Origin of the sequence: Acidovorax sp. ACV01 (genome assembly GCF_014851495.1) — a bacterium.
GTDB classification, from domain to species: Bacteria; Pseudomonadota; Gammaproteobacteria; order Burkholderiales; family Burkholderiaceae_C; genus Acidovorax; species Acidovorax radicis.
The window spans coordinates 480,167-493,465 of the sequence record NZ_JACUZT010000004.1 but is presented as its reverse complement, the minus strand read 5'-3'; the positions used below and the strand labels follow the sequence as shown (position 1 = coordinate 493,465).

Genomic DNA, 13,299 nt, shown 5'->3' with positions numbered 1-13,299 from the left:
ATCTTCAGCTGGCCGTTGCATCAAAGACAGCTGCAATGCGTTCGGTCAGCGGGTAGTGGATCTGGCCGCATTTGGCGCATGCCGGGCGCCAATCGGCGGGTGGCCCGTCCTCTGCCAGCTTTAATAGCTTGTGTGCCCACGCGGCTTTGACTTGCGGATCATTCAGCCATGCCTGCATGGCGGCATGAAAGGGCGCTTCGGCAAACGCGTTGGAGATCGCTCCGCCATTCGTCCAGTATTCCCAGTAGTAGGAATCTACAAAGTTCAGCGTCGCCGCTTCGCGGTCGTCTGCCAACCAGTCGTCCAGCAAGGGCGCCAGGGGGACGCCGGCATAGTCCCACATGAGCAAGATGCTGAATGCGTACTCTCCCTGGAAAAGCCCCTCACTGTCAGGCTCCCAGTGCGCCAGGCCCTCGGAAAAGAATGACCGCGCATAGCTCTGCAGTGCCGCTGCCTCGTCAGCGGAATATGCACCGGCCTCGCAACGCCCCAGCCGGTCCAGGTACAGCTCGGTGGAGTGGTGCAGACGGGCGCCTTGCGCTAGCAATTCCAGCATGCGAGGCAGGTAGTACTTAATCTCGTCAGCGGGTTGTACGGCGCTCTTGGCCGAGTCGTTGTACTGGTAGAAATGCTCCCGGGTCAGCAGGCGCAGAGGCAGGCGGCGCATCTCGCGCTCCAGCTCGGCATCCATGCAGCAGCCGGTGCAGACGTCCAGCAGCCCATGCGGTGCCTGGTATTTCGCAAAGGTCTGGTAGACAGCTTGTGTGGCGACTTCCAGAGGCGTCGCGGCAGTCGTTGGTTTCTTTTTCATGGTTCTCTTTCATCGCATTTTCACCAGGCCATTGAGCACCTGGTCCAGGCCACCAAACACCGAGATCTTGTCGATGCGTTCAGCCACGCGCTCCAGCGTCTCCAGCTCCTTCATGCGCAGGGCGACGGGGTTGTCCTCCATCACTTTCGCCGTGTTGAGCAGCGAGCGCGTTGCGGCGGTTTCCTCGCGGCGGCGGATCACGTTGGCCTGGGCCTGCTTCTCCGCTTGCACCACCTGCGTCAGGATGGTCTTCATCTCGCCAGGCAGCACGATGTCCTTCACACCCACGCTCTCCAGCAGCATGCCGAAGGGCTGCAATTTGGCGGCCATGTGAGCGGTCACCACGTCGTCGATCACCGTCTTGTTCTCCAGCAGCTCATCGAGCGTGCGGGTGCCCACGGCGGCGCGCAGCGCAAACTGCAGTTCGCGGTACAGGTGATCGGTAGGCTTTTGCAACTGGGCAAAGGCGCGCAGCACATCGGTGTAGCGAAAGGTGGCAGACAGGTTCAGCCGCAGGCTCACCTTGTCGCGGGTCATGATGTCCTGGCCAGAGACCTCTACGGTCTGCAGGCGCAGGTCCACCAGCTCCACGGCGATGGTGCGGCCGTACCTCCAGAACGCGTAGGCGCCCGCAGGCAGCAGCCGATCCACTTTGCCGTCGATGGTGAGCAGCGCGCACTGGCCCTCGGGCACCTGCACCTGCAGCACGCCAGTCAATCCGGTCACGCTGCGCTGGCGCAGTTGTGTGTGTGTCAGGCGCGCCACCAGGGCGGCGGGCAGCTCGGGGCCTGCCTCCAGGTCGATCACCTGCACATTCACCTCCACCAGGCCTTTCCAATAAAGGCGGCGGGTGCCGGGCGGCAGCACCTCGACCAGCACGCCGTTCTCGCTGCGCAGGCCCACTTGCTGTTCCGACAGGTTCACTTGCACAAACTCTGCTGCCACCACGGCGGGTTCCTGCGCCATCAGGTAGTCGGCCAGGCCGTGGGTGAAGGCGGGTTGTTCGAGGGCGAAGGTCTCTACGCGCAGCTGGTCCATGCCCGCAAACAGCCAGTAGGTGCCGCTTTGGAGCAAGCGGTCAAAGCTGCCGTTGCGCAGAAGCAGTGCGCGTTCGTTCTTCTTCACGGTGGTGCGTTGGATCAACTTCATCATTTTTCTTCTCCTCGTTCTTTCGTTGTCGTTGCTTCTTCGTTGTTGTCATGGCAATCAGGGTGCCGTTACAGCGATGGCGGGGTGTCAGCGGGCGCAGCCAGGGCCCTGCAGTGCGCCGTGGTTGCTGCCCTGCAAGCAGGGCGGCAGCGTGGCTGGCTGCGGGCGCGGGCTGTGCCGGGTGCTGGCACAAACCGCCACCGGCTGACGGGGCCTTGCCTTGCGGTTGCGTCCAAAAACGCCACCTTGGGGCAACTCCCCGCGTTCGGCGGGTGGTCTTTCGACCGGTACTTCCAAGTGCTGGCCTTGCGGCCATGGGCAGGAATCGAACCTGCGACAACCCCTTTCGGGGGGCTCTACCAGACTGAGCTACCAGTGGTGGCAAGCCGGGAGTCGAACCCGGCACGTCCTCTTGCGAGGCGTCACCCGACCTTGCCGTTACCCAGCGTTTGCGGTGTGTGCGGCATGCGGGGAATCGACAAGGCCTTGATGGCCCGGATTCCCTGCACCGGCGGGGCGAACGTTGGTCCTAACCCCGGCCTGTGAGCGGTCACCGCTTGCACTGGATGTCTTCCTTATTGCCAGATGTGTGCCAGCCAGTGTGTTGTGAGCGAAAAATTTTTAAGCTGTTGATTTATATGGAGAAATTCTCGAAGGCATTGGATAGGTTTTGTCTGCATATTTGGATTAACTAGAATGAAAGCTAGCTAAATAGACAAATGGGATGCGCAAACACAAGGTCGTGATCGGTTTCCTGGGCACCCAGCTCGACTCCGGCAGGGGCGCAGGGCGGTGGGAGAAGTGGCGCCCCACGGTGTCGCTGGTGCAGCATGAAGACGTGGTGATCGAGCGGCTGGAGCTGCTGTACACCCCGCCGCACCGCGAGCTGGCCCAGCAGGTGCGCGCGGACATGGCCACCGCTTCGCCCGAGACCACGGTCAACCTGGTGCCCCTGCCCATTGCCGACCCGTGGGACTTTGGCGAGGTGTATGCCAAGCTGTTTGACTGGACCCAGACCTACCGCTTTGACACCGAGCGCGAGGAATACTGGACCCACATCACCACCGGCACCCACGTGGCGCAGATTTGCCTGTTTTTGCTGGTGGAATCGCGCCGCATTCCGGGCGTGCTGGCGCAAACCTCGCCTCCCAAACGCCAGCAGATGGGCGACCCCGGCAGCTATGCGCTGATCGACCTGGACCTGTCGCGTTATGACGTGATCGCCCAGCGCTTCGGCGCCGAGCAGCGCGATGCAGTGCAATTCCTCAAGAGCGGCATTGCCACGCGCAATGCGCGCTTCAACGCGCTGATCGACGAAGTGGAGCGCGTGGCGGTGCGCTCGCGTGCGCCCATCCTGTTCACCGGGCCCACGGGTGCGGGCAAGTCTCACCTGGCGCGGCGCATGTTCGAGCTGAAAAAGTCGCGCCACCAGGTGGAGGGCGAGTTCGTGGAAGTGAACTGCGCCACGCTGCATGGCGACGGCGCAGCGTCCACGCTGTTTGGCCACAAAAAGGGCGCCTTCACCGGCGCAGCGGCCGACCGTGCGGGCCTGCTGCGCACGGCACACAAGGGCGTGCTGTTCCTCGACGAGATTGGCGAACTGGGCCTGGACGAGCAGGCCATGCTGCTCAAGGCGGTGGAGGAAAAGCGCTTCTACCCCATGGGCAGCGACCGGGAAGTGGCCAGTGACTTCGAGCTGATCGCCGGCACCAACCGCGACCTGCGCACCGAGGTGGCGGCAGGGCGCTTTCGTGAAGACCTGTACGCGCGCATCAACCTCTGGAGCTATGTGCTGCCGGGCCTGGCGCAGCGGCCTGAAGACATCGAGCCCAATGTAGACCACCAGCTGGCCCGCGCAGGCGCCGAGCTGGGCCGCAGCGTGCGCTTTTCCAATGAGGCGCGCGCCGCCTACCTGCGCTATGCCCAGTCGCCCGAGGCGCTGTGGACCGGCAACTTCCGCGACCTCTCGGCCAGCGTGACACGCCTGGCCACACTGGCCGACAGCGGCCGCATTGGCCTGCCCCTGGTCGAGGCCGAAATGGCCCGACTGCGCTGGTTGTGGCAGCCCGCCAGCGACGCGCGCAACGGTTTGGCGTCCACGCACGGCGCATTGGGTCGCGACGATCTTGCGGTCCTGCTGGGTGAAGAAACGGTGGAAGCCATGGACCTGTTCGACCAGCTGCAACTGGCGGCCGTGCTGCAGGTGTGCCGCCAGGCCCGCACCCTGTCCGACGCGGGGCGCCAGCTGTTCCAGGCCTCGCGCACCCAGCGCACGGTGGTCAATGATGCGGACCGGCTGCGCAAGTACCTGGCGCGTTTTGGGCTGGACTGGGATCGTGTCGCTGCCGCTGGGCGATAATCCCGCCCGTGAAGCGCGCCAGACCGCCGCTGGTGCAATCTGGGAAACCAGGCACTGGAGGAACGTCCGGACTGCACAGGACAGCGTAGCAGCTAACGGCTGCCCACCGTGAGGTGAGGATCAGAGCAACAGAGACGAGTCGGAGCAGGCAGCAAGCCACCGAAGGTGTTCTATCGGTCACCCGCGCGAGCGGGTACGGCTGGCGCAAGCCAGACGGTTTGCGGCGCAAGCCGCAAAGACCATAGTCACCCGAAGCGGGCGGCGCCCGCTTCGGGTGAAACGGGCAATCTCTACGCGCAGCAATACCAAGTAGGCCAACGTTGATGTGGTTCCGCAGAGTTGGCGGGTAGGTAGCACCGAGCCGTGGTGGCGACACCCGGCCCAGATTAATGGCGGTCACACTGCGGGCAACCGTGGTGCACAGAATCCGGCTTATCGGCGCGCTTCACATTTTATTTTCTTCTCCCTGCCTGGAGCGGGCGCCAGCGGTGTCGGCCATGCCCAGCGCGGAGCACGCCACGGCTATTCAGCTTTTCGCGCAGTGGGGCGCGTGTCCCTTTTCCAGCTCCGTGGCCCGCTCCACGGTGTCGGGGTGGCTGCTCAGCAGTGACCAGACAGGGTGCGAAGCCATGTCTTCCGCCATCTTGCGCTTGCGCGGGCGTTCGGGGCTGCTCGCGCCGGGCGCGGCCGCTGGTGCCGCCGCCTTGTCCTGGCTTTCTTTCTCTTCTTTCTTCTTTTTGTTGTCTTCTTCCTCTTCATCCTGCGCAATGGCCAGCAGCAGCTTGCCCATGGGCGCCGTGGGCAGGGCTGCCTGGCCCATCACGGCGATGGCGTAGCAGTCGGCTTCGCGTTCGTGGCTGCGGCTGTAGGCCAGGCCGGTGAGCACCGAGGCACCGGTGGACACAATCGCCGATACGTCTCCGAGCGCAAGGCCCAGTCCCATGTTGAGCACCCCTTGCTCCACCACCATGCGGGTAGTGTGGCGGTACACCACATGGCCGATCTCGTGGGCCAGCACGCCCACCAGCGCGTCATCGGGCAGGCCCTTGTCGGTGGCTGCTTTCACGATGCCGTCGGTCATCACGATCTTGCCGCCGGGCAGGGCAAAGGCATTGGCACCCATGCCGGAGCGGAACTCCAGGCTCAAAGGGGGCTGGTAGCCGGGGTAGCGCTGCAGGGCGGGGGGCGTGTGCTGCACCAGGGCGTCAAAGCGCGCCTTGAGCTGATCCTGCCGCTCCTTGGGCAGCTTGCTGGGCTTGAGCGTGCCATCGTCCATCTGGCGCAGCACGTTCTCGGCCACGCTGGTTTCCCAGCCCAGGGGCACAAAGCGGGTGAGTTGGGTGGCTGCCCAGGGCGTGCCATAGCGGTAGAACAGCGTGAGGCCGATGACGGCTGCAGCCGTCACACCCAGCAGCACGGGCCAGCGGGTCTGCATGCGCTGGGCCAGGCCCGGGCGTTCACCAGCGGCGGCCAGGGCGGCGCGCCATTCGCTGACGGCATCGATCTCCAGGCTACCGTGGTCCCGCAGGTCCACGACCACCCGGGGTTGGGGCTTGTGTTCGTTCCAGGCCTCCGGCCAGCCCACGTCCTTCCAGGCGAACACAACCGGCTCGGTGCCGGGCTGGGATAGCGGGTGCAGCACCAGCGACGGGCCCTGCGGCGTGGGCCGCAGGCTCACCATCACGGGGCGGGCTCTGCTGCTCTGGCCGTCGAACCAGCGTCCTTGGATCAGGTCTGTGTTCACTGGGACGGGCATGCTCAACCGATGAGGTCCAGGCCCGCAGCATCCGCCAGCGCATCGCCCAGGCCGTTTTGCTGCTGGCGCACCATCGCGCCCGCCACCTGTTCCACGCCGCCCTTGACATGCAGGGTGACGGATTCGAGTTTCATGCGGTATTCACTCACCCGCGCAAACGGGCGGTACAGCCCCAGCGTGAGCAGGGTGAACAGCATGTTCTTGATGCGCAGCCCCACGTAGCGACCACTCTTCAGGTGGCACTTGAACCGCGCCACGTGGCTCACGCCGATGTTGTTCCACATCAGCTGGAACATGCGTGCCTCGCGGTACGCCCGGGCGGGGGCCGATGCCAGGATCAGCATGAAGATGCCCGCCACGATGGACACGATGATCACCACAAACATCCACAGGCCCAGGCGGTCGCTCTGGCTGGCCACCAGGGCGATGGAGCTGCCTGCCAGGATGCCGATCAGCGCCGCGAAGCCCACCACACACAGGATGAACACGGCCACCGTGGCCAGCCACACCTTGACGAAGTCCATGTACACCGGCTTCCAGCGGCCTTTTTCGGCGCCCACCTGGGCCTTGAGCACCAGCAGGCTCTTGTAGTTGTATTCAAGGCGGATGAAACACAGCACCGTCAGCACCAGGCCCAGCAGCAGCAGGCCGCCCATGGCAGGGGTGAACGATGGCATCTTGGGGTTGGCTGCTTCATCTTCGACCTCCTGCAAGACGTCGGCCAGTTCGGGCGACAGGATCTGCATGCCGAAGAACACCCCAAACCACACCAGCGCCAGCGCAAAAAGGGGCCAGCTGGCGAGGTAGACCTCTTTCCAGTGGGCGGTGAACTGCAGGCGCAGGCCGCGCCAGCGCGTGGCGCCCAGGCGAAAACGCATGGCACTGCCCCAGATCAGGGGCGAGAGCACGGCGCCCGTCAGCAGCAAGACGCCCACGGCAGCATCCTGGCCCGTGTTGGCCGCGATGTTGTAGGCCAGGGTGATCAGCATCAGCAGTACAAAACCCATCACCATCTTGCGTTGCTGCGCAGTGAATTCGAGGGGGCTGCCTGCCACCAGCGTGTGGCTGTAGAAATACTGCGCAGTGCGGCGCCGGGCCCAGGGGGTGTAGATGCCCAGGGTGACGATGGACAGCAGCACGTTGACGATCCACACCCGGAAATATTCGCCCCCGCTGCCCGTGAATTCAAGCGGATGCGCGTCGATGTTCTGCGGCATGAACGTGGACATCGGTCCCGCTGTGCTGTCTGATGGTGGTTGGCTCATGAACTCCCTCCTGTTTGCCGCGCAGTGTAGCAGCGGCTTAGGGAGGAAAGTTCAAGCAAAATCGGCTCCTAGCGCTTTATTAATGAGCGCTGGAAGCTATGTTTTTGGTAGCAAATTGGCCCGCGATGGCGCTACCAATCCCGTCGTTAGCAACTGGCGCGGCCCCGCCAGCGCACCCGTGGAACTGGCTTTGCCAGGCCACCGGGTGCGTCCCCCTCAGGGGGATGGCGCCGAAGGTGACCCAGGGGGAGTCAGAACCTCTCCCACGGCTGCAAATACCGCCACTGCCCCTCGGGCACCTTGGCCAGCGGCACGCGGCCGATGCGGATGCGCTTCAAGGCGACCACGGCCAGGCCCACGGCATCGCACATGGCCGGGATCTGGCCGGGGCGGATGCCCTTGAGTGCAAACCGCAGCTTGGTCTCGCTTTGCCAGCTCACCTTGATGGGCGGCAGCGGGCGGCCATTGAACGAGAGGCCGTGGCACAGGCGCTGCAGTCCGTTCGATGCGATGTCGCCTTTCACCTCCACGATGCATTCCTGCTCCAGCGACTCAATGTCTTCGGCCAGCTTGCGCGCGATGCGCTTGTCCTGGGTGTAAACCACCAGCCCGCTGGCCTCGGTGGGCAGCGGCGTGAAACATTCCAGCTGCTTGAAATGGCGCTGCAGCACGCGGATGCCCGAGGCGTCTTCGGCCAGGTGGGATGCAGGCCCCAGCAGCGTGGCGGCTGCAGCGGCACCCTGGCTGCGGCTGGCGTGGGCCGCTTGCCCGGCGGGCAGACCCAGGCCCGCTTCAAACCCCACCGGCTTGTGCAGCAGCAAGGTCACCGGGGTCAGCTCCAGCAGGCTGGCGTCTTTTGCCACCGTCACGGCCTGGTCGGGGCGCACGCGGGCGCCGGGCGCTTCCACCACCTGGCCGTCCACGCTCACGAAGCCGCCTTCGATGAACTGCTCGGCCGTGCTGCGCGAGCAGTTCAGTTGGTCGGCCACGCGTTTGGCCAGGCGGATGTGGGTGGGATCAGGGTTCTTGTCGGTCATGGGATGAGGAGGGTCGGCATGCGCCTATGGGAATCGAAGGGGCAAATGCGTGATTGTCGGCGGTGCCTTCAAAACGGGCGCTGCCGCATGCCAGTGCCACCGTGGAACCGGCTTTGCCGGGCCACCGGTGGCGTCCCCTGAGGGGGAAGGCGCTCAGCGCCTCAGGGGGCATCAATCATTCCCGGGCTGCTGCGAACGGAGGCGTTCTACATGGGCCAGCAGCGAGCGCTGGGCCACGGGCCACATGCGCGGGGGCACGTCGTCATACGCGTGCCGTACCCAGTCATCCATGCTGCCCTGGGGCAGCGCCTGCATGGCGGCCAGCACCTTGGCCTCGCGGGCCAGGCGGTGGGCCTTCAGCTTGGCAATCGCGCCGCGTGCATCACCCAGAACATAGCCGTGCGCGGGCAGGATGAATTCCACGCCGTGTTCGGCGCACACCGCGTCGAGCCGGTCCAGCGAATCGAGGTAGTCGGCCATGTTGCCGTCGGGCGGGTCCACCACCGTGGTGCTGCCGTTCAGGATGTGGTCGCCGCTGAAGAGCAGGGCGTCTTCCACCAGCAGCAGGCACAGGTGGTTGGCCGCGTGGCCGGGGGTGTGAATCACCCGCAGGGTATGGGTTTTTTTGCCCTCTGGCGTTTGTCCATCAAGCGCGAGCAGCTCATTATTTTGTAGCGACTGATCGGGCGCAAAGGCGCTGGCCGCGCGGGCAGTGGGCGCCGAGGGCAGGCCCAGGATGGGCGGGCGGGCTTTGCCCGCCTGCACACACAGTGCCTGCAGCGGCGCGGCGCCGGGCGAGTGGTCGGGGTGCGAATGGGTGCACACGATCATGTGGATGTCGCCCCCGGCGGCGCGCCAGAGCTTGTCCAGGTGTTCGGTATCTGCCGGGCCCGGGTCGATGGCGATGAAGCCCGTGGCCGGGTCGCCCACCAGGTAGCTGTTGGTGCCGGGGCCGGTCATCACGCCGGGGTTCGGCGCGGTCAACCGCTGCACGTTGCGCAGCAGCGGCACGGGGCGCTCGGTCTGCCAGTCCAGCAGGTGCACGATCTGCCCGTCGGGGCACACCAGCGCCAGCTCGCCGTAGGGTGTGTCGCTTTCCATGTAGCGCGCCTCCTTGCCGGCCAAGGTGCCCGCGCGCGGGCAGCTGGTCCACAGGGGCAACTCGTCGGCCAGAGCGTCGAACACGGCCTGCGTGGTGGCAAAAGATGCCAGCCGCTGCAACGTGCGGATGGTCGGGAAGATCATGAAGAATTGCCCCGCCTCATGCCGCGCCAGCGCATCGGCCGGGCGCACCCACACGGGCTCGAATTGCTCGGCTTCGTCGGCCACGGGCTCCTGGCCCTCGGGCATGCGCGCCACGAGAAAAGGCACCTCGAAGCGGCGTGGCAGGTCGCGGTCGGTGGTCCAGTGGGCCAGCAGGAAAACGCTGTCGGCCGCCAGGCGCAGGCCTCGGGCCTGGCACTGCGCGGCAAAAGGCTGGTGGCGGTCGATGCCGGCGATGTCCTGCGCATCGGCCATCCAACCCTTGCGGGGGCCATCGGCATGGCGGGCCAGCAGCACGCCCAGCTCTTCAAAACTCTCGCGGATGGCGGCGATGGCCTGGGTGAGGTGCTGGTCGCTTTGTGTGGGGCGGCGGTCGGCGCAGGCGTGCGATTGCGCATCCAGCGCATCGATGCCACCGCCCGGGAACACATAGGCGCCCGGTGCAAAGCTGGCCTTGTCGGAGCGCCGGGTCATGAGGACTTCGAACCCTCCTTCATGCGGGGTATCGCGCAGCAACAGCACGGTGGCTGCCGGGCGCGTGGCCACAGGTTCGCGGTGGGGGTGCAGTTGTTGGGAGATGCGGGGCATCGGGCCATTATCGAGGTGGCGCGCCGTTGGTGCTCGCCCGCCGCCTTGGAGAACGGCCCTGGCCCCGCCTCTGCGGCGTGGGGCGGTGCTTCAGTGCCCCACAGGCACCGGCCCGCTGCTGCGCACGGGGATGCCGCTGCGCCGGTCGAGCACGCCGCTCCATTGCGTGAGGGCGAGCGACACCAGCACCACCAGCGCACCAATCCACGGCGTGTGGTGCAGGCCCAGGTGCGTCACGATCAGGCCCCCGGCCCAGGCAGCACCTGCAATGCCCAGGTTGAACGCTGCGATGTTCAGGCCCGAGGCCACGTCCACCGCCTGCGGCGTGAAGCGCTCGGCCTGCTTGACCACATACACCTGCAGCCCCGGCACATTGCCAAACGCCACGGCGCCCCACAACAGCACGGTGCCCAGCGCCAGCCAGGGGTAGGGCGCGGTGAACTGCAGCAACAACAACACGGCCGCCAGCAGCGCAAAGATGATGCGCAGCGCCGGGATGGGCCCCAGCCGGTCGGCCAGCCGGCCACCCCACAGGTTGCCCACGGCCACCGAAACACCGTACACCAGCATCACCCAGCCCACGGCGCCCGCGCTGAAGCCCGAGATGTCCGTGAGGATGGGCGCGAGAAAGGTGAACGGAATGAACGTGCCGCCATAGCCGATGGCCGTCTTGGCATACACCAGCAGCAGGCGCGGCTCGGCCAGCACCCTGGCCTGTTGCAGCAGCGAGGCGGGTGCGGTGTGGGCGATGTTGCGTGGCACAAAAATCGCGCTGCCGATGAAGGCGACCACGCCCAGGGCCGAGACGGCCAGGAAGGTCTCGCGCCAGCCGAAGTGCTGGCCGATGAAGGTGCCCAGTGGCACGCCGGTGACCAGCGCCACCGTGAGGCCGGTGAACATGATGGCAATCGCGCTGGCCGCCTTTTCGCGCGGCACGAGGCCGGTGGCGATGGTCGAGCCGATGGAAAAGAACACGCCGTGCGCGAGGCCGGTGAGGATGCGTGCGGCCACCAGCGTCTCGTAGCTGGGCGCCCGCCAGGCCAGCAGGTTGCCGGCGGTGAACAAGGCCATCAGCGACAGCAGCAGCGCCTTGCGCGGGAGCTTGCCGGTGAGTGCGGTGAGCACCGGGGCGCCCACGGCGACCCCCAGGGCATACAGGCTGACCAGCAGGCCCGCCGAGGGGATGCTGATGGAAAGGTCTGCCGCCACGGTGGGCAGCAGGCCAACGATCACGAACTCGGTCGTGCCGACGGCAAAAGCGCTGAGCGTCAGCGCGAGCAAGGCAATGGGCATGGGAACACTCCTGTGGAATGGGACGGAGTGTGGGGTTTTCAGTCTTGCAGAAAAAGACGGTTACGCTCGATAGATAGTTGACTGTGAATCAACAATCAAGAATGGAGAAATCCATGAAAACCACGCTGGAAGAGCTGCAGGCCTTTGTCGCCGTGGTGGATGGCAGTTCGATCACTGCCGCCGCCGACCAGCTGGGCCAGACGGTCTCGGGCATCAGCCGGGCGCTGGCGCGGCTGGAGAAAAAGCTCGACACCACGCTGCTGCGCCGCACCACCCGCCGCACCGAGCTGACCGAGGAGGGGCAGGCCTTCCTGCTGCGCACGCGCGCCATCCTGGCCTCCATTGAGGATGCCGAAGAAAGCATGGCTGCGCGCCGCCAGCAGCCCGCAGGCCGCCTGCGCGTGAACGCGGCCACACCCTTCATGCTGCACGCCGTGGTGCCGCTGGTGCCAGCGTTTCGCAAGGCCTACCCGCAGATCACGCTGCAACTGGACACAGACGAGGCGTACATCGACCTGCTGGAGCGACGCACGGACGTGGCGATCCGCATCGGCCCGTTGCAGGACTCGACCCTGCACGCGCGCCCCCTGTGCACCAGCCGCTTGCGGGTGTTGGCCAGCCCGGATTACCTGGCGCGTGCGGGCAAGCCCAAAAGCGTGGTCGACCTGGCCAGCCACACGCTGCTGGGCTTCAACCAGCCAGAGTCGCTTAACCATTGGCCGCTGCGGGGCGTGCATGGGGACGCGTGGCCCATCGTGCCCAGCCTCACGGCGTCGAGCGGTGAAACCCTGCGGCAGCTGGCGCTCGCGCATGTGGGGCTGGTATGCCTGTCGGACTTCATGACCGCAGGCGACCGCGAGGCTGGCCGCCTGGTGCAGGTGCTGGCGCGCGACACGGTGGACGTGCGCCAGCCCATCAACGCGGTGTACTACCGCAACACGCAGTTGGCCGCGCGCATTGCGTGTTTTCTGGATTTTTTGCAGGAGCGCATGGGCTAGCCGCGTGCCGGGATGTTCAGGCCCTTGATCACTGCCGGGCGGGCCACAAAGACGTCCAGCACGCGCTGCACTTCGGTGAATTGACTGAATTCCACCAGGTAACCCGCGCCGTAGAAACCGATCAGGTTGCGCACCCATGGCAGGATGGCGATGTCGGCAATGGTGTACTGGTCGCCCATCACCCATTGGCGGCCCGCCAGGCGCTGGTTCAGCACGCCCAGCAGGCGTTTCGATTCGGCCACGTAGCGGTCACGCGGGCGCTTGTCTTCATAGTCCTTGCCCGCAAATTTGTGGAAGAACCCGAGCTGGCCAAACATGGGGCCGACGCCGCCCATCTGCCACATCACCCACTGGATGGTTTCGTAGCGCGCGGCGGCGTCCTGCGGGATCAGCTGGCCGGTCTTGTCGGCAAGGTACAACAGGATGGCGCCCGACTCGAACAACGCCAGCGGCTGGCCGCCGGGCCCGTGAGGGTCGAGGATGGCCGGAATCTTGTTGTTGGGGTTGAGCGACAGGAACTCGGGCGAGGTCTGGTCGTTGGTTTCAAAGCTCACCAGGTGCGGCTCGTAGGGCAGGCCCAACTCTTCGAGTGCAATCGATACCTTCACGCCGTTGGGCGTGGGCAACGAATACAGCTGGAGGCGATCCGGGTGCTGTGCGGGCCATTTGTGGGTGATGGTGAAGGTGGAAAGTTCGGGCATGGAGGGATCCTTGGCTGGTGGCGGCCACAGCGGCGCCAAAAGAGCGCAAGCCTAATGGGGTGGTGAAACCGGTGCAGTC

At 65.7% G+C, this 13,299-nt stretch carries 10 protein-coding genes and 1 other RNA gene; 3 read left to right on the top strand and 8 right to left on the bottom strand.

Annotated elements, in window-relative coordinates:
* Nucleotides 1–4 precede the first annotated feature (4 nt).
* Entirely contained in the window at nt 5–811 is an 807-nt protein-coding gene (locus IB243_RS14815) for a hypothetical protein (protein WP_192427944.1), read from the bottom strand.
* Between the two features lie 9 nt (nt 812–820).
* Nucleotides 821–1,960: a slipin family protein gene (locus IB243_RS14810; protein ID WP_192428058.1), complete on the bottom strand. Its 1,140-nt coding sequence runs from the start codon at nt 1,958–1,960 to the stop codon at nt 821–823.
* Between the two features lie 724 nt (nt 1,961–2,684).
* Between IB243_RS14810 and rtcR the strand changes: the two genes are divergently transcribed.
* Both rtcR and rnpB read left to right on the top strand, forming a co-directional pair.
* A complete protein-coding gene (rtcR, locus tag IB243_RS14805; RefSeq protein ID WP_192427942.1) occupies nt 2,685–4,319 on the top strand; it encodes an RNA repair transcriptional activator RtcR in 1,635 nt (544 codons plus the stop codon).
* Nucleotides 4,320–4,329: 10 nt separating this feature from the next.
* Nucleotides 4,330–4,770, top strand: an RNA gene (gene rnpB, locus IB243_RS14800) — RNase P RNA component class A.
* 75 nt (nt 4,771–4,845) lie between these two features.
* Here rnpB and IB243_RS14795 read toward each other — a convergent pair.
* The 5 genes from IB243_RS14795 to IB243_RS14775 form a co-directional block, all read right to left on the bottom strand.
* Nucleotides 4,846–6,075 (bottom strand): M48 family metallopeptidase, encoded by a 1,230-nt coding sequence (locus tag IB243_RS14795; RefSeq protein ID WP_192427940.1) that lies wholly within the window; start codon nt 6,073–6,075, stop codon nt 4,846–4,848.
* Nucleotides 6,076–6,077: 2 nt separating this feature from the next.
* Complete coding sequence (locus IB243_RS14790) at nt 6,078–7,340, bottom strand: YjgN family protein (protein ID WP_029413947.1); 1,263 nt, start codon at nt 7,338–7,340, stop codon at nt 6,078–6,080.
* Nucleotides 7,341–7,591: 251 nt separating this feature from the next.
* Nucleotides 7,592–8,377: an rRNA pseudouridine synthase gene (locus tag IB243_RS14785; protein ID WP_057271910.1), complete on the bottom strand. Its 786-nt coding sequence runs from the start codon at nt 8,375–8,377 to the stop codon at nt 7,592–7,594.
* A 171-nt stretch (nt 8,378–8,548) separates the two neighbouring features.
* Nucleotides 8,549–10,228 (bottom strand): MBL fold metallo-hydrolase, encoded by a 1,680-nt coding sequence (locus tag IB243_RS14780; protein ID WP_192427938.1) that lies wholly within the window; start codon nt 10,226–10,228, stop codon nt 8,549–8,551.
* Between the two features lie 90 nt (nt 10,229–10,318).
* Complete coding sequence (locus IB243_RS14775; protein ID WP_192427936.1) at nt 10,319–11,521, bottom strand: MFS transporter; 1,203 nt, start codon at nt 11,519–11,521, stop codon at nt 10,319–10,321.
* A 113-nt stretch (nt 11,522–11,634) separates the two neighbouring features.
* On the opposite strand from IB243_RS14775, the gene IB243_RS14770 reads away from it, so the two are divergent.
* Complete coding sequence (locus tag IB243_RS14770; RefSeq protein WP_192427934.1) at nt 11,635–12,519, top strand: LysR family transcriptional regulator; 885 nt, start codon at nt 11,635–11,637, stop codon at nt 12,517–12,519.
* Here the strand turns inward: IB243_RS14770 and IB243_RS14765 are convergent.
* Nucleotides 12,516–13,220 carry a glutathione S-transferase N-terminal domain-containing protein gene (locus tag IB243_RS14765; RefSeq protein WP_192427932.1) on the bottom strand — a complete coding sequence of 235 codons (705 nt, stop codon included), beginning with the start codon at nt 13,218–13,220 and terminating at the stop codon, nt 12,516–12,518. The genes IB243_RS14770 and IB243_RS14765 overlap by 4 nt on opposite strands.
* Between the last annotated feature and the right edge of the window lie 79 nt (nt 13,221–13,299).

What these genes read in the sequence shown, in the direction of transcription:
- IB243_RS14775 (WP_192427936.1), bottom strand. Translation starts at nt 11,521, where the DNA reads ATGCCCATTGCCTTGCTCGCGCTGACGCTCAGCGCTTTTGCCGTCGGC.
- IB243_RS14785 (WP_057271910.1), bottom strand. Translation starts at nt 8,377, where the DNA reads ATGACCGACAAGAACCCTGATCCCACCCACATCCGCCTGGCCAAACGC.
- IB243_RS14765 (WP_192427932.1), bottom strand. Translation starts at nt 13,220, where the DNA reads ATGCCCGAACTTTCCACCTTCACCATCACCCACAAATGGCCCGCACAG.
- rtcR (WP_192427942.1), top strand. Translation starts at nt 2,685, where the DNA reads ATGCGCAAACACAAGGTCGTGATCGGTTTCCTGGGCACCCAGCTCGAC.
- IB243_RS14810 (WP_192428058.1), bottom strand. Translation starts at nt 1,960, where the DNA reads ATGAAGTTGATCCAACGCACCACCGTGAAGAAGAACGAACGCGCACTG.
- IB243_RS14770 (WP_192427934.1), top strand. Translation starts at nt 11,635, where the DNA reads ATGAAAACCACGCTGGAAGAGCTGCAGGCCTTTGTCGCCGTGGTGGAT.
- IB243_RS14780 (WP_192427938.1), bottom strand. Translation starts at nt 10,228, where the DNA reads ATGCCCCGCATCTCCCAACAACTGCACCCCCACCGCGAACCTGTGGCC.
- IB243_RS14815 (WP_192427944.1), bottom strand. Translation starts at nt 811, where the DNA reads ATGAAAAAGAAACCAACGACTGCCGCGACGCCTCTGGAAGTCGCCACA.
- IB243_RS14790 (WP_029413947.1), bottom strand. Translation starts at nt 7,340, where the DNA reads ATGAGCCAACCACCATCAGACAGCACAGCGGGACCGATGTCCACGTTC.
- IB243_RS14795 (WP_192427940.1), bottom strand. Translation starts at nt 6,075, where the DNA reads ATGCCCGTCCCAGTGAACACAGACCTGATCCAAGGACGCTGGTTCGAC.